Raw genomic sequence first — 23322 nt, forward strand, 5'->3', positions numbered from 1 at the left:
TAGTGAGATTAGAAAATAAAACAATAAAAAGCGACTTTCTCATTCGGAAACGAAACAAGGACAAATAAACAATGAATAAGGTGAGTTTACTAGCAGCGTCAGTGGCTATCGCGCTAACCGGTTGTGGTGGTTCAGATAGTGGTTCAAGCAACAACAACTCTGGTGTAGTGATTACAGGCTTTGATGGCTACTTCAAAGAAGCAGTCGTTTTTGAAGATGTAAACAACAATGGAAAGCTAGATAGCAACGACCCAATTATTGGTCTAACCAATGATGAGGGTAAGGTGACGCTAACAGACAAACAATACTCTGCTGAAAAGAACCTTGCGATTCAAACCATTATTCCGGGTGGTACTGTTCAAGCTGAACTGATTGCTCGCGATCCACAACTTTTTGCTGGCACATACACGGTTGATATGGACAACCCAACCCAAGCTATGGCTCATGAGGTTGTATTCCGTACACTTCCGGGTGAGAAAGTTATCTCTCCGCTGACTGACCTTGTTGCAATCCAAGCTGGTGCTAACCCAACACCAGAAAAAATCCAAGCAGCGAAAAACAAAGTAAATGAGACATTAGGTATCGAGGGTGATACTGCATTTACTGATGTAATCGCCGCTAACAATACCGCTTTACATAAAACGGCTCAGATTCTAACCGAGTCTAAAGCACAAGCAAAAGACAGCTACTCTGCAGAAACCGCTATTGCAATTGCCGATAAAGCAACTGACGTCGTTAATGATAAAAACAACGCAGACAAACTAGATGATCCAAACTTCAAACCAGTTATTGAAGTCAACAATGGCGTAGTTAGCGAACCCGTTATCAACAGCAAGTTATTTGCAAATGAGAGCGTTGTAAAAGCTATCAATACAGAACTGAAGCCTCTTGATAGCCACTCAATCAATTTAGAACTGCCTCTTGCTGCTGGCGATCTTGCCCTTTTTGAAGATGACGATAACAAAAACATCGACATCACAGTAAGCGTCATCACACTTGATGGTTCTGTGGTCAAAAATCTAACAACTACGGCTATCAATGGTGGCAAGTTAACGATTTCAGGTGAGCTAACTCCAGTTCGTCCTGCTTACCAAATCAAGCTAACGGCAACTGACTACAACTCACAAGAACAAGATAAGTCCTTTGGTGCTGTAACAACCGCTTTCGACCTACAAGTAAACGTTGAAAATCCAGCGCCAACAATCAACACAGAAGCCGCTGATACAATCGAAGAGTGGATTGACAGTATTGAGCTATACCAAGGTGTTGAAGTTCAGAATGAACAATTCCGTATTGACAACTTGTTCTCTGACGACGAAAAGCTTGCATTTAAAGCATACACATCTGTTGATGGCTTAGTACTTGAACTTGTAGAAACACAAGGTCAGACTGAGCTGAAAATCACAGGTAAGCCATCTCGCATTTACCCTGAAGGTCAAACAATCACGATCTCTGCATTTGACGGTATCAATACGACTTACAAAGTCTTCGAGCTAGATGACATTGAAAAACAACCTGAAGCATCGATTGAAATTGATCGCGGTGATCTTGCAGAACTTCAACAAGAAATCACAGTACAGCTAACAACACTAAAAGTTGGTGAAGCTGTTGATGCAGATTTCAATATTACTGAAGTCTTTGAAGCTCAGCACACGTCAGGTGCAATCGAATACTACGCTGGTACAGAAGAAGATGAGTACGCAACAACCGTTCCGGGTCTAAAAGTCAATGTTGATAACAACGGCACACTGACGGTTTCTGGCACACCAACTAGTGCAACGAAAAACGGTTCATTCGTGATTGCGGCAGGTGTAAACCCAGATGCTGACGATGCCGTAATTTCTGAATACGTAACGATCACACTGCCCAACGTTCAACCAGCAGATGACGTAACACCTCCTCCTGCAGGACATCCGCTAGAAGGTAAGTTCCTACATTTCGTAGAAATTGGTCACAACGGTACCAACTTCGCTAAAGGATGGTGTGATTCAATCTACCTAGATGCGAACACGAAAACGATGTACTGGAACGATCGAGATAGCGACAATCTATCAACTTGTGACACAGACATGTCAGAGTTTACAGAAGGTGTTCCATACACAATCGTTGGTGACAAAATTATCTCCCAAGAAGATGGTATGAAAATGACATTGGATGTCATCAAACAACACTCTTTTGACGACGACGAGCATTTCCTTGTGTCATTCACAGATGAAGAAGGCGATGAGAAGTCAACAGAACTGTATTCTTACCACACAAATGCTCAATATGTAGAAGAAGCGCTTAACAATGACGTTAGCGAATCTCAAGAAGATGCGAATTGGGTAGACCGTGAAACATTCATTGCGATGCCATCTGAAGAAGGTGCAAATGATATTGTGGTAACTGAACTAAAAGTTTCTGGCATCGTTCAGCAATTTGATTACCAAGGCAGCCCATACACTTCAGCTTCAATCTATGGTCGTAATGCAAAAACTTGTGAAATCCTACAAGATATCTATCTCGACTACGGTCGTATCCAAGTTCACGGTGACAGCTACAGTGCTGACAACTACTTCAGCAGCCAACCACAATATAGAGATGCTGAAGGCTCTTGTTACATCGATTTCATGCCTTTAGATCATTCAGCAGCAATTCCTGCGGGGCTTTACACTATCGAAGCCACTCCAGAGCGTACTGATGAAGCAGAACGCATTATCTTTAGTTTTGAAAAGTGATAACTAGAAGCTCATAAACACGAAGCCCCGCTCTTGCGGGGCTTTTTTAATCCATTTTTTACTTCACGCAAATCACGTTAAGCAACGAGGTGCCCGTTAGCTGATTTGGCTCTCGGTCAGCAAACAAGCCCTTTTTATCTTTACCCCAGTAAGGTAACTGCAAAGGCCACTTGTTCTTCTCCATCACGCCAGAATCGCGCAATGTTTTAAACTCTGACACAGTTGCTAAGTGCATTCCTAGCTGTTGGCAAACTTTCATTGAGCTTGAGTAGCTAAGACGATTCCATGGTTTTCCATGTTCCATGTAGAACTGGTTGTTGTTCTCGATTAAATACGGCACCACAAATGTCTTGCCCTTCAGTACCGTTTTCAAACGCACTTCAACGTTGTCATTCTTGATAGTTGGTTGAGCTGGCTTGGTCATTTTAGCAGGCTTAGCGGCAACTGGTTCTAGCGACTTTGGCTTTGGCGCAGCTTTCGCAGGCGCATCTTTTGTCTTAAACGCGTCCGTATTAGCACGAGTAGCAGCTGGTACGACAGGTGTTACAGGTTTTGCCACCGGCTTGGTCATTGGCTTAGTCTGTTTCGCAGGGACTGTGCCACCTTTACCAACCACACGAATAAATGCTTCTTTATAGGTCGACAAGGTTTTGACTCGTTGCAAGTCCTGAGATGCTTTAGCAAATTCCGTATAAGGACCAATGAGGCAACGATAGCCTTTTTGTTCTGGCTTCATCCAAACATCGGTGGTGATTTTGCCATAAATCGGCTTTGCTTTGGCTAAAGACATCGGTTTTGGCAATAGACCACACTGGATCCAGAAGAAGTCATTGCCTCCTTGCGGCACTTTCTTTCCCCATAGCCCTTTACCGATCGGGCAAGATTGCTCAAGCACAGGCAATTCTTTATTGCTGGCCTGAGAGGCTTGGCAAAGAAATTCACTCGCCAAAACCGGAGTCGAAAATTGAGCGCACGCCACCAGCAGCCCAAGGCTCAAGCCAGATTGGACGGTACGGGAGGAATGTAGTGCCTTTTTCATTTCCATAGCTTCACTCTAAACAGTAGGTGATGAAATTATCGCGACAGAGCGTCAATAAAACATGCATAAAAAGTGATAAGCAAAAAAAGAGCCGGAATTGCATCCGGCTCTCAGTTTAGAAAGAAATTTATTAAATAGGCAAATAATACGTCGATTTTATCGCGTCATTAACCCTTGTAGATTTTCGGGTTGAACACGTCACGTAACCAGTCACCCAGTAGGTTAATCACCAGTACCAATGTCACTAGCACGATTCCTGGGAAGGCGGTAATCCACCACGCACCAGAGAAGATGTAGTTAAAACCAATACTGATTAGTGCACCCAATGATGGCTGGTCTACTGGCAAACCTAGACCAAGGAATGACAATGCCGCTTCTGACATGATTGCGTTTGCTACCTGTACCGTCGAGATAACCAAGATTGGTGATAGGCAGTTCGGAAGAATGTGACGGAACATAATTCGCGGTGCTTTAAAGCCCATCACTCGTGCCGCTTCTACGTATTCTTTCTTCTTCTCAGCCAGTACTGAAGCACGAATGGTACGTGCATATTGCGGCCACTCCGCCACACCAATGATCACGACGAGCATGACTACCGCGTATTGGCTGTAAAAATCACTGCCAAAGCTGGCTTTAAAGATAGCTGACACGATGATCGCAACCATCATGGTCGAGAACGACAGCTGAACGTCAGCAAAACGCATCAAGAAACTATCAATACGACCACCAAAGTAACCTGCTGACAAACCAATGATGATACCCAGCATAAGCTGAAGACCAACCGCGAGGAAGCCGATCGTCAAAGATAAACGAGAGCCGTAAAGAATGGTCGACAAAATATCACGACCTTGCTCATCAGTGCCCAATACGAAACGCTCATCGCCATCTTCCATCCAAGATGGAGGTAGCTCTGAGTCCATGATGTCGATGGACGTCAAATCGTATGGGTCAGTTGGAGCTAGAATCGGTGCTGCTACAGCCAAGACTAAAAACATCATGAAGACGGTAAAACTTGCCATCGCAACTTTGTCGCGCTTGAAGTAATACAAGAAGTCCGACTCTTTGAAACGCTGCCAGGCTGACGGTGCGGCAACAGGAGCTGGTGTTACATTTGATTGGCTCATGATTAAGCTCCTTTTCCAGTTAGGTTCACAGTTGGGTTGATGATGCCGTACAGCAAGTCAACGATGGTATTAGTTACCACGAAGATCAGACCAACAAAGATAACGTAGGCAGTGATCAACGGTGTATCTACACGGTTGATTGCCTCTAGGAAAAGAAAGCCAGTACCCGGCCATTGGAACACGGTTTCTGTCAGAATGGTGTATGCCACCATGGTACCAATTTGCACACCACCGACCGTCAATACAGGTAGCATGGTGTTTTTAAGTGCATGTTGGTAATAAATCTTTTGTAAGTTCAAGCCTTTCGCTTTGGCGAACTTAATGTACTCAGAGCTCAGTACTTCCAGCATTTCTGAACGCACCAAACGGATGAACAACGGCAGCATGATAGATGCGAGTGCAATACACGGCAGGATCAGGTGCTTAATACCATCGATGGTAAAGAAGCCAGACTCCCATCCGAGTATATTAGACGTTTCACCCCGTCCAAAGGAAGGTAGCCAACCGAGTTCTATGGAGAAGACGTACATCAACATGATTGCGGTTAAGAACACCGGAATCGAGATGCCGACACTACTCATCGCCATAACGAATTTTGTAAAAATACTCTTCGGATGTATCGCTGAATACACCCCAAGCGGTATAGAGAAAACAATGATAATGAGCGTCGCACCAAACACGAGCTCTAATGTAGCCACCAGCTTATCGAGGATGACCTCAACTGCAGGTCGCTTGAAGAAGTAAGACGTACCTAAATCACCTTGTAGCGCATTGCTCACAAAGCGAGTGTACTTTGTGATAAAGGGATCGTTCAGGCCCAGTTCGTCACGCAGCGCTTGACGCTCCGCTTCTGAAACCGACTGACCTACAAGCTCACGTAGCGGGTCACCCAGGTTATCCTGAATGGCAAACGCCACCAAACTGATCACAAACATCACTATCAGTGCCTGAAACAGGCGCTTGACCAGAAACGAAAACATTCCTTGCCCCTTAACTATCCATAGATCTCTATTCAGAGAGAAAATTCAGTCTAAAAACAACTCAGTCCGACTGAAACAAAACTGAGCCGAGTACGTAGAGTTGAGGAGGGACATCCATCCCTCCTCAACATCGACTAACCGTGATTATTCAACCACTAGGTCACCGAAGTAAGGCATTACCATTGGGTTAACGATGTCTGCAGCTTTCACGTTAGACTTCGCGCCCCAGGCTTCACTTTGCCAGTGTAGCGGTACGAATGCAGCGTCGTTGTACAACGTTGCTTCAACGCCTTTCAGCATTTCTGCACGTTTAGCTGGATCCGTTTCTACGTTTGCCGCTTCAACCACTTTGTCCATTTCTGGGTTAGAGTAATGACCACAGTTGTACTGACCACGACCTGTCTCTTCGTTACGTGTCATGGTTAGGAACTCGTTGAAGTTTGCTGAATCTTCAGTATCTGAGTGCCAACCGATCATCAACATGTCTGCCGCACACTTGTCGAACTCAGGCCAGTATTGCGCTTTAGGCATAGTCTTCAGGTCAACCTTGATGCCGATCTTAGACAGCATTGCCGCCGCCGCTTGTGCCACTTTCGCATCGTTCACATAGCGGTTGTTTGGTGCAATCATCGTTAGCGTAAAGCCATTCTCGTAACCCGCTTCTTTCATCAGCTGTTTTGCTTTCTTAAGATCGTAACGAGGAACCAGTTTGTCATCATGACCAACGTAGCCTGCTGGGCTTTGCTGACCAGCAGCTGTTGCGAAGCCTTTCATGATTTTTTTCACGATGCCTTCGTTATTGATTGCGTGAACAATCGCTTGGCGCACACGAACGTCTTTCAGTGCTTCGTTGTTGCTTTGGTTCATTTGGAACGTGATGATACGCGTACCAGGTAGTGTTACTAGATCGATACCTTTTGCGTCTTTCACACGTTTGTGATCGTTTGGCGCTACTGGGTGGATCATATCAACACCGCCAGAAAGCAGTGCTGCAACACGAGTCGCGTCTTCTTTGATCGGAAGTAACGTCAGTTTGTCTACGTTACCTTTCGACTCTTTATCCCAGTAATCTTTGAAACGTTCGAATTCTACTTTTACGCCCTGCTCACGAGCCGTCACGATAAACGGACCAGTACCAGAAACGTGTGTTGATGCAAATGAGTTACCATGCTTCACTAGCTCAGACTTGTCTTTACCATCTTCGGTTTTACCCGTGTAGAACTTGCTGTCCATTGGGAAGATGTACGTTGCTGTTTGTAGCACTAGCGGGTAAGGCCCTTTAGTCACTAGATCAACCGTGTAATCATCCACTTTCACGATTTTTTCGTACGGGTCAAAGATAGCTTTGAAGTCTGGAGAGCTTTGTAGACGTTCGAAAGTCCACACAACGTCATCCGCTGTCATGTCGTTGCCTGAGTGGAACTTAACGCCTTGGCGAAGTTTGAAACGAACCGTCGTATCATTGATACGCTCCCAGCTTTCCGCTAGGCGAGGTTCAAAGTCCATGTCCTGTGTGAAACGAACTAGAGGGTCAAATACCATGTGTGACATTTGCAGCGTACCACCTGATAGCTGCTCGTGCGGGTCTAGAGATACTGGGTCAGCTGCATAGCCAACTTTGATATCTGCTGCCAATGCGTTAAAGCTTAGACCTGCTGCCATTAGCGCCACTGCTAACTTGCTTTTCATGGTTTTCATTTGCATAACTCCTTCATGCGGGAATTCGAATCCCTTGTTGTGTTTGCGTCTTTGTTATGACTAAGGTTTGTTGACCTTGATGGTCAGCCAAGCGAAAAACTTGGTTTATGCCGTTTTGATTTCTTCTCTCAAACCTGTGAATTCAGGCATCAGAGAAATCAGTTTCTTACTGTATTCATGCTGAGGAGCAGTAAACAATTGCTCTGTCGGAGCCACTTCCAGTAGCGTACCCATCTGCATCACACCTACTCGGTCACACATCTGACGAATAACCGGTAAGTCGTGACTAATAAACAGCATGGTGAGATTCAGTTCACTTTGCAGATCTTTCAGCAAGTTTAGAATTTGTGCCTGTACCGATACATCCAACGCAGATGTTGGTTCATCACAAATCAGTAATCGAGGGCGGGTCGCCAGCGCACGCGCAATTGAGATACGCTGACGCTGACCACCGGAGAATTCATGAGGGTATTTCACACCTGCCATTTTGCCTAAACCTACGTGATCAAGTAGGTCATTCACAATCTGGCGCGTTTCCGCTTCATTTTTCGTTAGCTTATGGAAACGAATTGGCTCCGCGATGATGTCAAAAATCTTCATTCGCGGGTTCATTGAGGTATATGGGTTTTGGAAAACCATCTGCATCTGACGACGCAATGGGCGGCGTGCTTTTTCCGATTTAAGCGCCGTCAGGTCAATGCCTTCAAAGCTTACTTGACCTGAGTTTGGTTCATACAAACCAGCAATCACACGTGCGATGGTCGATTTACCTGAACCAGATTCACCCACCAAACCAAACGTCTCACCTTCATGCACTTCAAAGCTAACATTGTTTGATGCTTGCACGTATTCACGGCGGCTTTCAAACAATGAATCTTTGGTTACAAAACGCAGGTTAACGTTCTTCACATCCAATAAAGGACCTGTGTACTCACGTTGGTCTTGGCTTTGACCCAACCAGTGATTCTTAATGTCTAGCTCTTGTAACTCTGTCGCTTCTTCGATGTAGCTCACCAATGGGAAACGATCGAGCTTTACATCAGAACGCGGAACGGCAGAAATCAAGCTGCGCGTATATGGGTGATCAGGGTCGCCCAATACCTTAGCTGTAGGACCAAACTCCACCAAATCGCCACGGTACATAACCGCCACACGGTCAGTCACGTTTGAAACCACGCCCATGTCGTGCGTAACCAACATACAACCTACGTTGTTCTTGATACACAGTTCGCGGATAAGGTTTAGGATTTGGTCTTGAATAGATACATCGAGCGCTGTCGTTGGCTCATCGGCAATGATAAGGTCTGGCTCACCAGCCAAAGCGATAGCAATAACCACACGCTGACGCATACCGCCAGAAAATTGATGCGGATACTGCTTAAGACGGTTTTCAGGTTGAGGAATGCCAACCTGCTGCATTAGAGAAAGCGCACGTTGATACGCCTCTTCATCCGACACCTTCATGTTGGCGTGAATGGTCTCTTTCAATTGCTGCTCAACCGTAAATAGAGGGTTAAGTGAGGTCATTGGATCTTGGAAGATAAAGCCAATCTTAGAGCCGCGAACCTTACGCATCGCTTCCGGTGTTAAACCAGAAATTTTCTCCCCATCAAGGTACACGTCGCCACTAGCAACACGTCCCGGAGGACTAAGCAAATCAATAACGGCGTTACCAACGGTGGATTTACCCGCACCTGATTCGCCAACAACACCCACAATTTCGCCACGATCGATATGAAAAGAAAGCGATTTCACGGCCGCATGGACACCGTGACGGGATGGATATTCAATACGAAGGTTTTTCACCTCTAATAGTGACATTTCAGACCTCTACTGCCTTGTCTGTGGTATCGAATCGCGCAATAAAAGCGCCATTCATCACCTGAATGAATCCGTTCAAATTCAGAATAATACTCTGAAATCTTAATGCGGAGACAATTTGGCAAAAATTACACAAAAAAGCAACAATTAAAGTATATTCCGCCGAAAAAACATTATTTACACGCACAATGAGCGAATAGAAATGCATTAACAAGTATTTAACCATTTTCATAACACCCCATTTTTGTGCGATACGCACCAATAAAAACAGAAAAATGCTCTAAAATTACGCATAAAGTCACTATTGATAGTATCCCTATTATTCACGCGTCATTATTAACATTAACCAAACAATATTCCGTTCTTATTGGGATATTTCGACATAAAATGTTACTAACAAAATAGTCTGCATACATAAAAAGCCAAAATTCACTCTAGTAAACAGAGGCGAAAACGTGAGCAGTTCAGCAAAACAAATGAAATCTGTCACCTACCCCAAGTTATGCGTCTGTTATGCGATTTTGTGATTAAGCTAATTTTCTATGGATTTAAAACACTCTCCGAACTGGGAGCTTTGGTGGGGGAAAAGAGAAGTTCAGCCATCAGTTTTACGCTTTCCACTGTCATTTTGAGTGAGATCAGCGATAATCAAGCTCCAACATCGAGTAGTGAATGAAGGAGCCCCTGTGCTTAAAGCGATATTTTTTGATATGGACGAAACGTTATGCGGCACATCTCAAGCCGATAAAGTGGCAGGACAAGAATTTGCTGCTTGGATTGCTCAAACTTACCCGCAAGTCGCCGATTCAACTGCTTTTGTTCAGCGCTACTTGCAAGGCGTATACAAAAAGCTCAATAACGAATTTCCTCAACTTATTGCTCTACTGCCAGATGAAAATGCCTTCCGCTGCGGTTTAATTCAGACCATCTTGGCAGAGCAAAGTATAGAGATTGATACAGAAAAGGCTCAACAGGCGCAGAGCTATTTTGACTCGGCTCGCATGGGGGCTTTTGACTTCTTCCCAGGTGTAAAAGAGATGCTGACCGAGCTACGTCAACACTACAAATTAGTGGTGATAACTAACGGTCCAATCTTCTCACAGCACCCAAAACTCAAAGCAACACAAATGAGCGAATGGGTTGATCACATTATCGTCGGTGGGGAAGAGCCAGAAGAGAAGCCAGCAGCCAGCATTTTCCGCAAAGCACTCAACCTTGTGGATGCAAAGCCAGAAGAGGTGATTCATATTGGCGACTCTCTACCAGCAGACATTGCGGGTGCCAACAATATGGGTATTCTGAGCGTGTGGGTAAACGCAACAGGTACGGAAAATCCAACCAATATCAAACCCAACTATCAAGTGCGAGAGACGGTTGAGCTGAATGAAATCCTAAAAACGCTCGCTCAGTAAAGCGCTTAATTCAAGAAACACAAAACCCCAGCCAACGTGCTGGGGTTTCTTTTATCAGCTCGAATCGCATTTAGATCATAGGTGACCAAAACCTTCCAGAGCTGTACATGTTTACTGATATTGAAACGGAATGCAGATTTTTTAGGGTGAGAAATACAAAAAAGCCCTAGTCTTTCGACTGAGGCTTTAAATATTGGTCGATGAAGAGCCATATTCTAACTTCAGGCGAACCCCATATGGGTTCAAATCCATTGAAATATTGCCGACTCATCTAGTCCAAGCGAGATCATAAGCTCTAAAACGACGAAAGCCTGCTAAAAAGCAGGCTTTCTAATAGTGGTCGGTGAAGAGGGATTCGAACCCCCGACCCTCTGGTCCCAAACCAGATGCGCTACCAAGCTGCGCTATTCACCGAACTGTATTTTCTGATTCTCTCAAATCAGACAGGATACTTCAACTAAGAAGTCACCTAAATTAATGGGGTGGCTAACGAGATTCGAACTCGCGACCACCGGAATCACAATCCAGGGCTCTACCAACTGAGCTATAGCCACCATCAATTTTGCTGTTTACCGCTCTATTATAGCCATAAACTAAATAGTGGTCGGTGAAGAGGGATTCGAACCCCCGACCCTCTGGTCCCAAACCAGATGCGCTACCAAGCTGCGCTATTCACCGACGAATTTTGTTTCGACTCTTGGGATATTTGAATCAAAACTGGAAACTTCACTAATTTAATGAGTTACCGAAATAATGGGGTGGCTAACGAGATTCGAACTCGCGACCACCGGAATCACAATCCAGGGCTCTACCAACTGAGCTATAGCCACCACTATTGTTCGTGCCTTTAATTTGTATTCCGGAATGGCACGCCCGAAAGGATTCGAACCTTCGACCTTTGGCTCCGGAGGCCAACGCTCTATCCAACTGAGCTACGGGCGCATGCCCCATCGGCGGAGAGGAATAATACGGATATCACACTATGCCGTCTAGTACTTTTTTTACTTTTTTTCTCGTTTGGTCTCTTTTTCGACAGTTATCTGCCTTTAAAGTGAATTTTTGATGTGATTCACGCCCTGTCATGGATAACTTGTTGTTTATTGCAACAAGTTATCGGGATATAATCACCCATTATTTACATTGATTTAACAGCTGCAACTTGGTTGTTCAATCACTCTAGACTGTTAGATAAGGTTTTTTGCTCACTATAGAAGCAATCACCTAAAACTTTATCCAACAGCTCTAAATACTCTAACTATATAAATAGGTAAGTCACTTACCTCGGAATGTGAAGTGGGTTTAATGGATATGTCTCGACGAATGATTAGCGTTTTGTTCGCTGCCTTAACTTTCTCTACGGCAGCTTTAGCTTCTGACATCAGCCAAACTGAATACGATGCGATCGCAGAACGCATCAAACCTGTCGGTGATGTTTACCTTGCAGGTGCGGAACCAGTAAAAGCAGAACCAACTGGTCCACGTGATGGCGCGGCAGTTTACGGTACCTTCTGTATTGCTTGTCACTCATCTGGCGTGAACGGTGCACCAAAAACTGGTGATGCTGGCGATTGGGCACCTCGTATTGCACAAGGCAAAGACGTACTGACCAACCACGCAATCCAAGGCTTCAACGCGATGCCAGCTAAAGGTACGTGTATGGACTGTTCTGATGACGAAATCATCGCAGCCATCGACCACATGATTGAAGGTCTATAATAAAGACATCAATGAAAAAGGCTTGCCGCGTGGCAAGCCTTTTTATTTTTGACAAATTAGAACCGTCCGTGACTACTTTTTAAACATTGCACGGATATTGGCAATATGTGCCTGACCTTTCGCCATACGCTCTTCCGCTGATACTGGCTTTTTGTTTGCTTCCCATTCAACGTCATCAAATGGCAGCTCATCGAGAAAACGGCTTTGGGTCGGCTTGATCAATTCACCAAACTGTCGGCGCTCTTTACACATGGTAAAAGTCAGCTCGCGCTGTGCACGCGTAATACCTACGTACATCAATCGACGCTCTTCTTCGACGTTGTCTTCATCAATACTGGTTTGGTGTGGCAAAATACCCTCTTCCGAACCAATCAAGTAAACAAATGGGAACTCGAGGCCTTTCGACGCATGTAGTGTCATCAATTGCACCGCATCACTGTCTTCATCTTCCTCACCACGTTCCATCATGTCGCGCAGTGTAAGACGCTGAACCACCTCTTTTAACGTCTTTTCTTCTTGGTCGTAGTTATCACCTTCTAAGTCAGCAACAATCCACGAGTAAAGATCAGAAACGTTCTTCATGCGCATTTCCGCCGCTTTCGGGCTTGCTGACGTTTCATACAGCCAATCTTCATAATGAATATCACGTACAAGTGAACGTACCGCTTCAACGGTATCACCACGCTCGGCTTGATCGGCAATCGCAACTAACCACTGTGTAAAACGACGCAGGTTTTCCAAACCTCGACCAGTAAGATGCTGCTCCAATCCCATTTCAAAGCTAACTTCAAACAGACTTTTACCACGCATGTTGGCATAGCTGCCTAACTTCTCTAGTGTGACCGGACCGATTTCACGACGCGGTGTATTTACGATACGTAGGAACGCGTTGTCATCATCTGGGTTCACCAACACGCGCAGGTAAGCCATGATGTCTTTAATCTCGGCACGAGCAAAGAACGATGTGCCGCCAGATAGCTTGTATGGTACACGGTTTTGCATCAGTGATTTTTCAATCAAACGCGATTGGTGATTACCTCGATATAGAATCGCATAATCTTTATATTCGGTGCGGTTTAGGAACTTGTGCGCAATCAATTCACCCGTTACGCGCTCCGCTTCGTGCTCTTCGTTCTTCGCCAGCAACACTTTGAGTTTTTCACCGTCAGGAATTTCCGAGAACAGCGATTTCTCATACACGTGCGGGTTATTCGCAATCAAAATGTTAGCTGCGCGCAGAATGCGACTCGTCGAACGGTAGTTTTGCTCCAACTTGATCAAACGCAGGTTAGGATAGTCTTCACCAAGCAATACTAAGTTTTGCGGCTTAGCACCACGCCATGAATAAATAGACTGGTCATCGTCACCTACTACGGTCAAACGACCGCGCTCACCAACGATTAACTTCACCAAATCATATTGACTGGTGTTGGTGTCTTGATACTCATCCACCAATAAGTAACGAATGCGGTTCTGCCAACGTTGACGCACTTCTTCATTGTTACGTAGCAATTGCACTGGCAGAGAAATCAGGTCATCAAAGTCGAGCGCGTTGTACGCCTTCATTTGCTTCTGATACATCTCAAAACAGAAAGCAAACAGTTGTTGTTGCTCACCTTGAGCCAACGCTTTGGCTTGCTCTGGTGTCAGCATGTCGTTCTTCCAGTTGGAAATACAACTTAGCAACTGACGCAGCAGATCTTTGTCGCCATCTAGCTGCTTTTCTGTCAGCTCTTTAAGCAGCGCTAGCTGATCTTGATCATCAAATAAAGAAAAGCCCGCTTTCAAACCAAGGTGCTTGTACTCGCGCTTGATGATGTTTAGCCCCAAAGTATGGAACGTCGAGACCATCAAGCCTTTCGATTCAGCTTTGCCTAATGTCTGCCCTACACGCTCTTTCATCTCACGTGCAGCTTTGTTGGTAAAGGTCACCGCAGCAATATTACGCGCCTTGTAGCCACACTGCTGAACCAAATAAGCAATTTTATTGGTAATTACACGAGTTTTACCCGAGCCAGCACCCGCAAGTACCAAGCATGGGCCTGATACGTACTTAACGGCTTCGTCTTGTCTTGGGTTCAGCTTCATAAAAATTCTCTGCGGGTGGAAATAGTGGCGCCTATGATAAAGGGGTGAGTGTGTGAAAGCTACGGTCATTTTCACGTAATTTTTACACAGAGAGTTGCAACATTTTGTTGCATAAGCGACCACTCTTTACGCTATAATGAATGAACGTTCATTCATTGGGTGGTGGGGTTATGACCAATAACACTACTGGAGATAAATACGAGCAAATCATTGCAGCTGCCGAACGCTTAATCGCTGAGTCGGGCTTTCATGGTCTTTCCATGCAAAAGCTCGCAACTGAAGCAGGTGTCGCAGCGGGCACGATTTACCGATATTTCTCAGATAAAGAACATCTTTTGGAAGAGGTTCGCCTTACTGTTACCAAACGTATTGCGGACGCCGTTCAAGCGGATGTTCATGACGATATGCCTCTGAAAGAGCGTTACCGCACCATGTGGCTCAATATTTGGCACCTTGCTGGTTCAAATTTAGACACCTTAAGCAACCGTGTCCAATATGAATCACTACCTTGTACAAATCGTAAAGGAACTCGGGAACTTGAAAGGCAAATGTTTGCCCAAGTAGATCGTCTTTTCGATCAAGGTAAGGCGGAAGGGGTATTCAAACTCCTAGATAACGAGATTCTTTCAGGGTTGAGTTTCGAAGCTAGTGTTGCGCTTGCTAGAAAACATGCTTTGGGATTTTATCAGTTGGATGAAGACGCGCTGGAAGCAGCCGTTGAAGCTAGCTGGGATGCAATTATTAAACACTAACTTGGAGTTCTTAATAGAATGAAAAAGTGGACTTTCTTTATGTTGCTTATCGCGATTCTCCTATTCGGGAGCGTGATAGGTTTCAATTTATTCAAGCAACAGAAAATTGCTGAATACATGGCGAATCGTCCGGAACCAGAATTCCCAGTAACCGTAACAGAAGTAAAAGCGGTTGATTGGGTTCCTGTTATCGAGGCAATCGGCTTCATTGAACCTAACCAAGGTGTCACTGTTGCGAACGAAACCAGCGGCGTGATCGATAAGATCTCTTTCGACTCTGGTACTCAAGTTGAAGAAGGCCAACCTTTGGTTCTTCTGGACTCTGAGGTAGAAAAAGCAAATCTTAAGAGCTCACAAGCAAAACTGCCAGCAGCTCAAGCTAAGTACAAACGCTACCAAGGTCTTTTCAAAAAAGGCTCTATCTCTAAAGAAGCGTACGACGAAGCTGAAGCAAACTACTTCTCACTTAAAGCGGACATCGAAAGCTTGAAAGCGACCATTGACCGCCGTGAAATCAAAGCGCCTTTTGCTGGCGTGGTTGGTATTCGTAATGTTTATCTTGGTCAGTACCTACAAGCAGGTACCGATATCGTTCGTCTTGAAGACACCAGCGTGATGCGTCTACGTTTCACTGTTCCTCAAACGGACATCTCTCGCATCATGCTAGACCAAGAAGTGGACATCTTTGTTGATGCTTACCCTGATAAGCCTTTCAAAGGTTCTATCTCAGCGATTGAACCAGCAGTTAACGTTCAAAGTGGTCTGATCCAAGTTCAAGCCGACATTCCTAACAGCGATGGCAAACTTCGCAGCGGTATGTTCGCGCGTGCAAACATCATTCTGCCTAAGCTAGAGAACCAAGTAACGCTGCCACAAACGGCTATCACGTTTACGCTTTACGGCGACAACGTCTACATCGTGACTGAAGAAGACGGTGAAAAACGCGTTAAACAGCACGTTGTGAAAGTGGGTGAGCGTACTAAAGACATCGCGCATATCCTAGAAGGCGTGAAACCAGGTGACGTCGTGGTCACATCGGGTCAAATCCGTCTAAGTAACCACGCGAAAGTGACTATCGTTGAAGATGCAGCACTGACACCACCTGCTGAAACACCAATGCTTTAATTGGAGGCATCATGCGCTTTACTGATGTTTTTATTAAACGTCCAGTTTTAGCGGTATCGATCAGCTTTTTGATTGCGTTGCTTGGTTTGCAAGCCGTATTCAAGATGCAAGTTCGTGAATACCCTGAAATGACAAACACGGTGGTTACTGTAACCACTAGTTATTACGGTGCGAGTGCCGACCTGATCCAAGGCTTTATTACCCAGCCTTTGGAGCAAGCGGTAGCGCAAGCCGATAATATCGACTATATGACTTCATCCTCGGTGCTTGGTACATCTACCATTACCGTAAACATGAAGTTGAACACCGACCCGAATGCGGCGCTGTCTGACATTCTGGCAAAAACCAACTCCGTTCGCTCACAGCTTCCAAAAGAAGCGGAAGACCCAACAGTAACGATGTCGACTGGCTCGACTACCGCGGTACTGTACATCGGTTTCACCAGTGACGAGTTGTCTTCTAGCCAGATCACCGACTATCTTGAGCGTGTAATCAACCCGCAGCTATTTACGGTAAATGGTGTATCGAAAGTTGACCTATACGGTGGTATGAAATACGCGCTACGCGTATGGCTAGATCCAGCGAAAATGGGCGCACTTAAGCTGACAGCAACCGACGTGATGACGGTACTAAACGCCAACAACTATCAGTCGGCAACCGGTCAGGCGACAGGTGAATTCGTACTTTACAACGGTAGCGCAGATACTCAGGTATCCAACGTTGCTGAACTCGAAGCGCTGGTTGTTAAAACTGGTGAAGGTGACGTCATTCGTCTTGGCGACATTGCGAAAGTGACCTTAGAGAAGAGCCACGACGTTTACCGCGCAAGTGCGAACGGTCAAGAGGCTGTAGTTGCAGCGATCAACGCGGCACCAAGTGCTAACCCAATCAACATCGCGGCAGATGTGCTGAAACTTTTACCTCAATTAGAGCGTAACTTGCCAAGCAACATCAAAATGAACGTGATGTACGACTCAACTATCGCCATCAACGAATCTATTCACGAAGTTGTGAAAACCATTCTTGAAGCGGCAGTTATCGTACTTGTGGTAATCACTCTGTTCCTTGGTTCATTCCGTGCGGTAATCATCCCTATCGTTACTATCCCACTATCATTGATTGGTGTTGCAATGGTAATGCAGGCGATGGGCTTCTCGTGGAACTTGATGACACTTCTGGCAATGGTACTCGCCATCGGTCTGGTGGTGGATGACGCGATCGTGGTTCTTGAGAACGTCGACCGTCACATCAAAGAAGGGGAATCGCCGTTCCGTGCAGCTATCATTGGTACTCGTGAAATCGCTGTGCCAGTAATTGCAATGACACTGACACTAGGTGCGGTATACGCGCCGATCGCACTAATGGGCGGTATCACGGGCTCGCTATTTAAAGAGTTCGCATTAACCCTAGCTGGCGCGGTATTTGTGTCTGGTATCATCGCTCTGACTCTGTCGCCGATGATGTGTTCAAAAATGCTTAAGGCAAATGAAGAGCCAAGCAAGTTTGAGCAAAAAGTACATCACGTATTGGATGGCATGACCAACCGCTACGAGAAAATGCTGACCGCTGTTATGGCGCATCGCCCAGTGATCATTGCTTTCGCGATCATCGTGTTCGCAACGCTACCAATTCTGTTTAAGTTTATTCCAAGTGAATTGGCTCCTTCAGAAGATAAAGGCGTAGTGGTACTAATGGGTACAGCACCTTCGAACGCGAACTTGGACTACATCGAACACACCATGAATGACGTGAACAAGATTCTGTCTGATCAGCCAGAAGTAGAATACGCTCAGGTGTTTAACGGTGTACCAAACTCAAACCAAGCGTTCGGTCTAGCAACTCTTAAACCTTGGAGTGAGCGTGAAGCGAGTCAAGCTGATATTACCAAACGTGTAGGTGAACTAGTCGCTCACGTACCAGGTATGTCAGTTACCGCATTCCAGATGCCAGAGCTTCCTGGTGCCGGTTCAGGTCTGCCAATTCAGTTCGTTATCACCACACCAAACAGCTTCGAGAGCTTGTTTACTATCGCAAGCGATATCCTAGCTGATGTGTCTACCAGTCCAATGTTCGTTTACTCGGATCTGGATCTAAATTACGATTCAGCAACGATGAAGATCAGCATCGACAAAGACAAAGCCGGTGCCTACGGTGTGACCATGCAAGACATCGGTGTAACGCTAAGTACTATGATGGCGGACGGTTACGTAAACCGTATCGACCTAAATGGTCGTTCATACGAGGTTATCCCTCAGGTTGAACGTAAATGGCGTCTAAACCCAGAGTCGATGAAGAACTACTACGTGCGTTCGGTTGACGGTAAAGCGGTACCACTAGGAAGCTTAATCACGATTGATGTTGTTGCAGAGCCTCGCTCACTGCCTCACTTCAACCAGCTAAACTCAGCAACGGTTGGTGCAGTACCTGCTCCAGGCGTAGCAATGGGTGATGCGATCAACTGGTTCGAAGACGTAGCACAAAACAAACTGCCATCAGGCTACAACCATGACTATATGGGTGAAGCTCGTCAGTTTGTAACGGAAGGTAGCGCACTATACGCAACATTCGGTTTAGCACTGGCGATCATCTTCCTAGTACTGGCGATTCAGTTTGAATCTATCCGCGATCCAATCGTAATCATGGTATCGGTGCCGCTAGCGGTATGTGGTGCATTGATTGCTCTAGCGTGGGGTACGGCATCGATGAACATCTACTCGCAGGTTGGTTTGATTACTCTAGTTGGTCTGATCACCAAGCACGGTATCCTGATCTGTGAAGTAGCGAAAGAAGAGCAGTTACACAACAAACTGTCTCGTATCGATGCGGTAATGGAAGCGGCGAAAGTTCGTCTACGTCCAATCCTGATGACAACAGCGGCGATGATTGCAGGTCTGATCCCACTGATGTACGCAACAGGCGCAGGTGCAGCTCAGCGTTTCAGTATCGGTATCGTAATCGTTGCCGGTCTAGCAATCGGTACACTGTTTACGCTATTCGTACTGCCTGTGATTTACAGCTACCTAGCTGAGAAACATAAGCCACTGCCAGTATTTGTTGAAGACAAAGACTTAGAAAAGCTAGCTCGAGTGGATGAAGCAAAAGCTGCTCATCGCGAATTAGCAGATAATAAGTAAGCGTAAAGCACTAAGAAAAAGGTCACTTCGGTGACCTTTTTTATTGCTGCTCTCTTTTTTACCATCTAAATGGCGACTTTCCCGTATCATTTACATAGAATGTGGGCAAATCAAAAGGAGTTTTAGCCACTATGTTTGACCCAAAGAAATTAGAGCAAATCGCTAAACAAATTCACGAATCAATGCCACAGCCAGTAAAAGAACTAGGCGCGGATGTTGATCAAAAAGTTCGCCAAGTAATCCAAGGTCAGCTAAACAAGCTAGACGTAGTTAGCCGCGAAGAATTCGACGTACAAACTCAAGTTCTGCTGCGTACTCGTCAAAAGCTGACAGAAATGGAAAAGAAATTAGCAGAGCTTGAAGAAAAGCTCGCTGATAAATAAGCGAAAAGCGACAAGAAAATTATAAGGGTTGATGTGAGAACATCAGCCCTTTTTGTTTATTGGGATTCAGGATTCGAGATTCAGGATTCGCTTCTATTTTGCCTTCTTAAGGACAAAATTCACCTTTATAAAAACAAAAAAGGCTTGGTCAACGGCGACCAAGCCTTTTAATTAGATGTTGTGTTTTATGTTGTATTTATTGACCCCAGTCTGTCCGGAGTTCTTCCTGCTTTGCTTTAATACAATTACGCAGATTGTATATTCGAAGCTAAGAGCTTTAGTCCCTTAAACGAATTGCGCTGAATTAAGGTTTCATTTCTAGGAGAAGGCGCGGAGTTTACGATAGTAAATGAGCACCTTCGACACCGAAATGGAACCTTAAGGCAAGTAATTAGCCGCCTACAGCGATGTTCTTCATATCAGTCATATACCCACGTAGTTCTTCACCAATGTACTCCACTGGGTGGTTACGGATAGCATCATTTACAGCGATAAGAGTCGCGTTATCTACTTGGTTAGAAGTTTCACCTAGACCCTTACCAATTACGTCAGTATTTACTGCTGGCATAAACTTCTCACGTAGAAGCGGTGTTGCTACGTTAGCGAACAGGTAGTTACCGTATTCCGCAGTGTCTGAGATAACCACGTTCATCTCGTATAAACGCTTACGTGCGATAGTGTTCGCGATCAGCGGTAGCTCGTGTAGAGACTCGTAGTAAGCAGACTCATCGATAATGCCAGATGCTGTCATTGCTTCGAACGCTAGCTCAACACCAGCACGAACCATAGCAACCATCAGGATACCGTTGTCGAAGTACTCTTGCTCAGAGATTTCTACGTCAGTTTCTGGGTAGTTTTCGAAAGCAGTTTCACCCGTTTCTGCACGCCAGCCTAGTAAGTTTGCATCGTCGTTTGCCCAGTCAGCCATCATTGTGCTAGAGAAGTGACCTGTGATGATGTCATCCATGTGCTTGTTGTATAGCGGACGCATCAGCTCTTTTAGCTCTTCAGAAAGCTCAAATGCTTTTACTTTTGCTGGGTTTGATAGACGATCCATCATGTGAGTGATACCACCAAACTTCAGTGCTTCAGTGATGGTTTCCCAACCGTATTGAAGAAGCTTACCTGCGTAGCCTGGATCGATACCATCAGCAATCATCTTCTCGTAACATACGATAGAACCAGCCTGTAGCATGCCGCAAAGGATAGTTTGCTCACCCATTAGGTCAGATTTCACCTCAGCAACAAAAGAAGACTCTAGACAGCCGGCACGGTGACCACCTGTTGCTGCTGCCCAAGCTTTCGCGATATCCCAACCTTCACCTTTAGGGTCGTTCTCAGGGTGAACAGCGATAAGAGTCGGTACACCGAAGCCACGCTTGTATTCTTCACGAACTTCCGTACCCGGACATTTAGGCGCAACCATTACTACTGTTAGGTCTTTACGGATTTGCATGCCTTCTTCAACAACGTTGAAACCGTGTGAGTAGCCTAGTGCTGCACCTTCTTTCATCAACGGCATTACCGTCTCAACAACGTTTGTGTGTTGCTTATCTGGAGTAAGGTTTACGACTAGGTCAGCTTGTGGAATTAGCGTTTCGTAGCTACCCACTTCAAAGCCGTTGTCTTTTGCGTTTTTGAATGACTGGCGTTGCTCATCAATTGCCGCTTGGCGAAGCGCATAAGCAACGTCTAGACCAGAATCGCGCATGTTTAGACCTTGGTTAAGACCTTGAGCACCACAACCTACGATGACCACTTTCTTACCTTTTAGGTAATCTGCTTCTGATGCGAATTCTTCGCGGTCCATAAAGCGACAACGACCAAGTTGGTCCAATTGCTCACGCAAGTTTAGGGTATTGAAATAGTTAGCCATCTGGGTGCTCCTTAACATTCTTCCATAGAGGTCGGTACTTGTGTTACCGAATGAGTTCATACTAAAACAGACATTCTGTTGCTGAAAGTGATATATTCACAATTACTTATTGCAATTAATGCAACATGGAAGTGAAGATTTAATGAACATCAAAAGCCTGCAGTTATTCATTCATCTATGTGATAGTAAGAGCTTCGCTAAGACAGCGGCGGCAATGCATATCAGCCCTTCTGCACTAAGCCGGCAGATCCAGAAATTGGAAGAAGAAACGCATCAACAGCTGTTCTTGCGTGATAACCGAAGTGTCGAATTAACGGTTCAAGGAAAGAAGCTATTACCTGTTGCACTAAAGATCTTAGGGGAATGGCAGCAATACCAAAGTTACGTCAAAGGAACGGAAGACGAGTTAAAAGGGGAGATACGTTTATTTTGCTCGGTAACGGCAAGTTATAGCCATCTCCCAGAGCTTATTTCCGAATTCCGCATTCAGCATCCATTTATTGAATTCAAACTCTCTACTGGCGACCCAGCGCAAGCCATCGATAAAATATTGGCAGATGAGGCTGATATCGCGATCTCTGCTAAGCCAGACCAACTGCCAGCTAAAGTCTCCTTTGAACCAATCAGTGAGATTCCCCTATCGGTGATAGCGCCAGTTGGAGTCAGCAGCTTTGCAGAAGAACTGCAGAGAGAAAGTCCGGATTGGTCAACGATCCCTTTTATTGTCCCAGAAGCAGGCACAGCAAGAGAAAGAGCGAATGTTTGGTTTAAGCAAATGAAGATCAAACCAAATATCTACGCACAGGTGTCAGGACATGAAGCCATCGTCAGTATGGTGGCCTTAGGCTGCGGAGTTGGTATTGCACCGGATGTAGTAATCAACAACAGCCCTGTCAGAGAGAAGATAAATAGGCTTAAGGTTCTGCCTATCAAACCATTCGAACTTGGTGTTTGCTGTATTAAAAGCCAGCTAGAAAACCCTTTAGTTAAAGCATTATGGGAAGTGGCAGAAAGTAAATATATCTCCCTGTAGGGATACCTCATTCAAATGGGAATGGAAGCCCGTTACTCACGTAATGGGCTTTTTGTTTACAGTCAATCTTGAACATAAAATCTAGAGCAGCACAAAAAGAGCGCAACGTCACTGTTCATATAACAAAGATAGTACTAGAAAAACGATGAGAGTAAGTAAGCACTTACGTTTGGGGAGTTTTAAGGCTGAGAAAATAGCCAATGATAAAAGATAAATAAGACCTTTATCCCACAGAGTTCACTATGCTGCAGGTACTGGACTCTGAGGATATCAGCCCAATCCAAAAGTTTTTTCTAAACAAGCGACAGAGCGGCTGGGCTTGCACGCAATTGGACTCGCACACGAGCGGAGTTCATACACCAATAGGTGAATTTGAATTGTTAGATACGAAAAAGCCCTAGCATTTCTGCTAGGGCTTTGTCTG

General features: G+C 45.2%; 15 protein-coding genes and 5 tRNA genes. 8 read left to right on the top strand and 12 right to left on the bottom strand.

Translation table 11 applies throughout. From position 1 onward, the window contains the following. Positions 1–71 precede the first annotated feature (71 nt). A complete protein-coding gene (locus tag OH463_RS08715) occupies positions 72–2717 on the top strand; it encodes a hypothetical protein (RefSeq protein ID WP_258455656.1) in 2646 nt (881 codons plus the stop codon). Positions 2718–2775: 58 nt separating this feature from the next. Here the strand turns inward: OH463_RS08715 and OH463_RS08720 are convergent, their stop codons facing one another. The 5 genes from OH463_RS08720 to OH463_RS08740 all read right to left on the bottom strand — a co-directional run bounded on the left by OH463_RS08720 (position 2776) and on the right by OH463_RS08740 (position 9379). Continuing rightward, complete coding sequence (locus tag OH463_RS08720; RefSeq protein WP_269990988.1) at positions 2776–3762, bottom strand: SPOR domain-containing protein; 987 nt, start codon at positions 3760–3762, stop codon at positions 2776–2778. 161 nt (positions 3763–3923) lie between these two features. Next, entirely contained in the window at positions 3924–4880 is a 957-nt protein-coding gene (locus OH463_RS08725) for an ABC transporter permease (protein WP_009699069.1), read from the bottom strand. 2 nt (positions 4881–4882) lie between these two features. Continuing rightward, on the bottom strand, positions 4883–5860 hold the full coding sequence (locus tag OH463_RS08730) for an ABC transporter permease (protein ID WP_005446342.1): 978 nt from the start codon (positions 5858–5860) through the stop codon (positions 4883–4885). Between the two features lie 144 nt (positions 5861–6004). After that, positions 6005–7558 carry an ABC transporter substrate-binding protein gene (locus tag OH463_RS08735; RefSeq protein ID WP_005446344.1) on the bottom strand — a complete coding sequence of 518 codons (1554 nt, stop codon included), beginning with the start codon at positions 7556–7558 and terminating at the stop codon, positions 6005–6007. 105 nt (positions 7559–7663) lie between these two features. Further along, on the bottom strand, positions 7664–9379 hold the full coding sequence (locus tag OH463_RS08740; RefSeq protein WP_005446346.1) for an ABC transporter ATP-binding protein: 1716 nt from the start codon (positions 9377–9379) through the stop codon (positions 7664–7666). 686 nt (positions 9380–10065) lie between these two features. Between OH463_RS08740 and OH463_RS08745 the strand changes: the two genes are divergently transcribed. Then, positions 10066–10791 (top strand): HAD family hydrolase, encoded by a 726-nt coding sequence (locus tag OH463_RS08745; protein WP_269990989.1) that lies wholly within the window; start codon positions 10066–10068, stop codon positions 10789–10791. A 337-nt stretch (positions 10792–11128) separates the two neighbouring features. Here OH463_RS08745 and OH463_RS08750 read toward each other — a convergent pair. The 5 genes from OH463_RS08750 to OH463_RS08770 all read right to left on the bottom strand — a co-directional run bounded on the left by OH463_RS08750 (position 11129) and on the right by OH463_RS08770 (position 11733). After that, positions 11129–11205: transfer RNA gene (locus tag OH463_RS08750), tRNA-Pro, on the bottom strand. A 64-nt stretch (positions 11206–11269) separates the two neighbouring features. After that, positions 11270–11345 (bottom strand) — tRNA-His (locus OH463_RS08755). A gap of 47 nt (positions 11346–11392) precedes the next feature. Next, positions 11393–11469: transfer RNA gene (locus tag OH463_RS08760), tRNA-Pro, on the bottom strand. 76 nt (positions 11470–11545) lie between these two features. Next, a tRNA-His gene (locus OH463_RS08765) sits at positions 11546–11621 on the bottom strand. Positions 11622–11656: 35 nt separating this feature from the next. Continuing rightward, positions 11657–11733 (bottom strand) — tRNA-Arg (locus OH463_RS08770). A 360-nt stretch (positions 11734–12093) separates the two neighbouring features. Between OH463_RS08770 and OH463_RS08775 the strand changes: the two genes are divergently transcribed. Next, positions 12094–12507: a c-type cytochrome gene (locus OH463_RS08775; protein ID WP_005446350.1), complete on the top strand. Its 414-nt coding sequence runs from the start codon at positions 12094–12096 to the stop codon at positions 12505–12507. Positions 12508–12579: 72 nt separating this feature from the next. On the opposite strand, the gene rep is transcribed toward OH463_RS08775, so the two are convergent. Next, complete coding sequence (rep, locus tag OH463_RS08780) at positions 12580–14595, bottom strand: DNA helicase Rep (RefSeq protein ID WP_009703181.1); 2016 nt, start codon at positions 14593–14595, stop codon at positions 12580–12582. A gap of 170 nt (positions 14596–14765) precedes the next feature. Here rep and OH463_RS08785 point away from each other — a divergent pair, with 170 nt between their 5' ends. From OH463_RS08785 to ubiK, 4 genes are all read left to right on the top strand, one after another. Further along, a complete protein-coding gene (locus tag OH463_RS08785; protein WP_005446352.1) occupies positions 14766–15347 on the top strand; it encodes a TetR/AcrR family transcriptional regulator in 582 nt (193 codons plus the stop codon). An 18-nt stretch (positions 15348–15365) separates the two neighbouring features. Beyond that, a complete protein-coding gene (gene vmeC / locus OH463_RS08790; protein ID WP_005446353.1) occupies positions 15366–16472 on the top strand; it encodes a multidrug efflux RND transporter periplasmic adaptor subunit VmeC in 1107 nt (368 codons plus the stop codon). Between the two features lie 11 nt (positions 16473–16483). Further along, a complete protein-coding gene (vmeD, locus tag OH463_RS08795) occupies positions 16484–19606 on the top strand; it encodes a multidrug efflux RND transporter permease subunit VmeD (protein WP_005446354.1) in 3123 nt (1040 codons plus the stop codon). Positions 19607–19737: 131 nt separating this feature from the next. After that, on the top strand, positions 19738–19989 hold the full coding sequence (gene ubiK / locus OH463_RS08800; protein ID WP_005427244.1) for a ubiquinone biosynthesis accessory factor UbiK: 252 nt from the start codon (positions 19738–19740) through the stop codon (positions 19987–19989). Between the two features lie 391 nt (positions 19990–20380). Here ubiK and ilvC read toward each other — a convergent pair whose 3' ends face one another. After that, complete coding sequence (gene ilvC / locus OH463_RS08805; RefSeq protein ID WP_005446356.1) at positions 20381–21865, bottom strand: ketol-acid reductoisomerase; 1485 nt, start codon at positions 21863–21865, stop codon at positions 20381–20383. Between the two features lie 142 nt (positions 21866–22007). On the opposite strand from ilvC, the gene ilvY reads away from it, so the two are divergent. Beyond that, a complete protein-coding gene (ilvY, locus tag OH463_RS08810) occupies positions 22008–22898 on the top strand; it encodes an HTH-type transcriptional activator IlvY (protein ID WP_069218282.1) in 891 nt (296 codons plus the stop codon). Positions 22899–23322 lie beyond the last annotated feature (424 nt).

The organism is Vibrio sp. NFR (genome assembly GCF_027587095.1).
GTDB classification, from domain to species: domain Bacteria; phylum Pseudomonadota; class Gammaproteobacteria; order Enterobacterales; family Vibrionaceae; genus Vibrio; species Vibrio harveyi.

What these genes read in the sequence shown, in the direction of transcription:
- vmeC (WP_005446353.1), top strand. Translation starts at nt 15,366, where the DNA reads ATGAAAAAGTGGACTTTCTTTATGTTGCTTATCGCGATTCTCCTATTC.
- OH463_RS08740 (WP_005446346.1), bottom strand. Translation starts at nt 9,379, where the DNA reads ATGTCACTATTAGAGGTGAAAAACCTTCGTATTGAATATCCATCCCGT.
- vmeD (WP_005446354.1), top strand. Translation starts at nt 16,484, where the DNA reads ATGCGCTTTACTGATGTTTTTATTAAACGTCCAGTTTTAGCGGTATCG.
- OH463_RS08730 (WP_005446342.1), bottom strand. Translation starts at nt 5,860, where the DNA reads ATGTTTTCGTTTCTGGTCAAGCGCCTGTTTCAGGCACTGATAGTGATG.
- OH463_RS08715 (WP_258455656.1), top strand. Translation starts at nt 72, where the DNA reads ATGAATAAGGTGAGTTTACTAGCAGCGTCAGTGGCTATCGCGCTAACC.
- OH463_RS08785 (WP_005446352.1), top strand. Translation starts at nt 14,766, where the DNA reads ATGACCAATAACACTACTGGAGATAAATACGAGCAAATCATTGCAGCT.
- ilvC (WP_005446356.1), bottom strand. Translation starts at nt 21,865, where the DNA reads ATGGCTAACTATTTCAATACCCTAAACTTGCGTGAGCAATTGGACCAA.
- OH463_RS08775 (WP_005446350.1), top strand. Translation starts at nt 12,094, where the DNA reads ATGGATATGTCTCGACGAATGATTAGCGTTTTGTTCGCTGCCTTAACT.
- ilvY (WP_069218282.1), top strand. Translation starts at nt 22,008, where the DNA reads ATGAACATCAAAAGCCTGCAGTTATTCATTCATCTATGTGATAGTAAG.
- ubiK (WP_005427244.1), top strand. Translation starts at nt 19,738, where the DNA reads ATGTTTGACCCAAAGAAATTAGAGCAAATCGCTAAACAAATTCACGAA.
- OH463_RS08720 (WP_269990988.1), bottom strand. Translation starts at nt 3,762, where the DNA reads ATGGAAATGAAAAAGGCACTACATTCCTCCCGTACCGTCCAATCTGGC.
- OH463_RS08735 (WP_005446344.1), bottom strand. Translation starts at nt 7,558, where the DNA reads ATGAAAACCATGAAAAGCAAGTTAGCAGTGGCGCTAATGGCAGCAGGT.
- rep (WP_009703181.1), bottom strand. Translation starts at nt 14,595, where the DNA reads ATGAAGCTGAACCCAAGACAAGACGAAGCCGTTAAGTACGTATCAGGC.
- OH463_RS08725 (WP_009699069.1), bottom strand. Translation starts at nt 4,880, where the DNA reads ATGAGCCAATCAAATGTAACACCAGCTCCTGTTGCCGCACCGTCAGCC.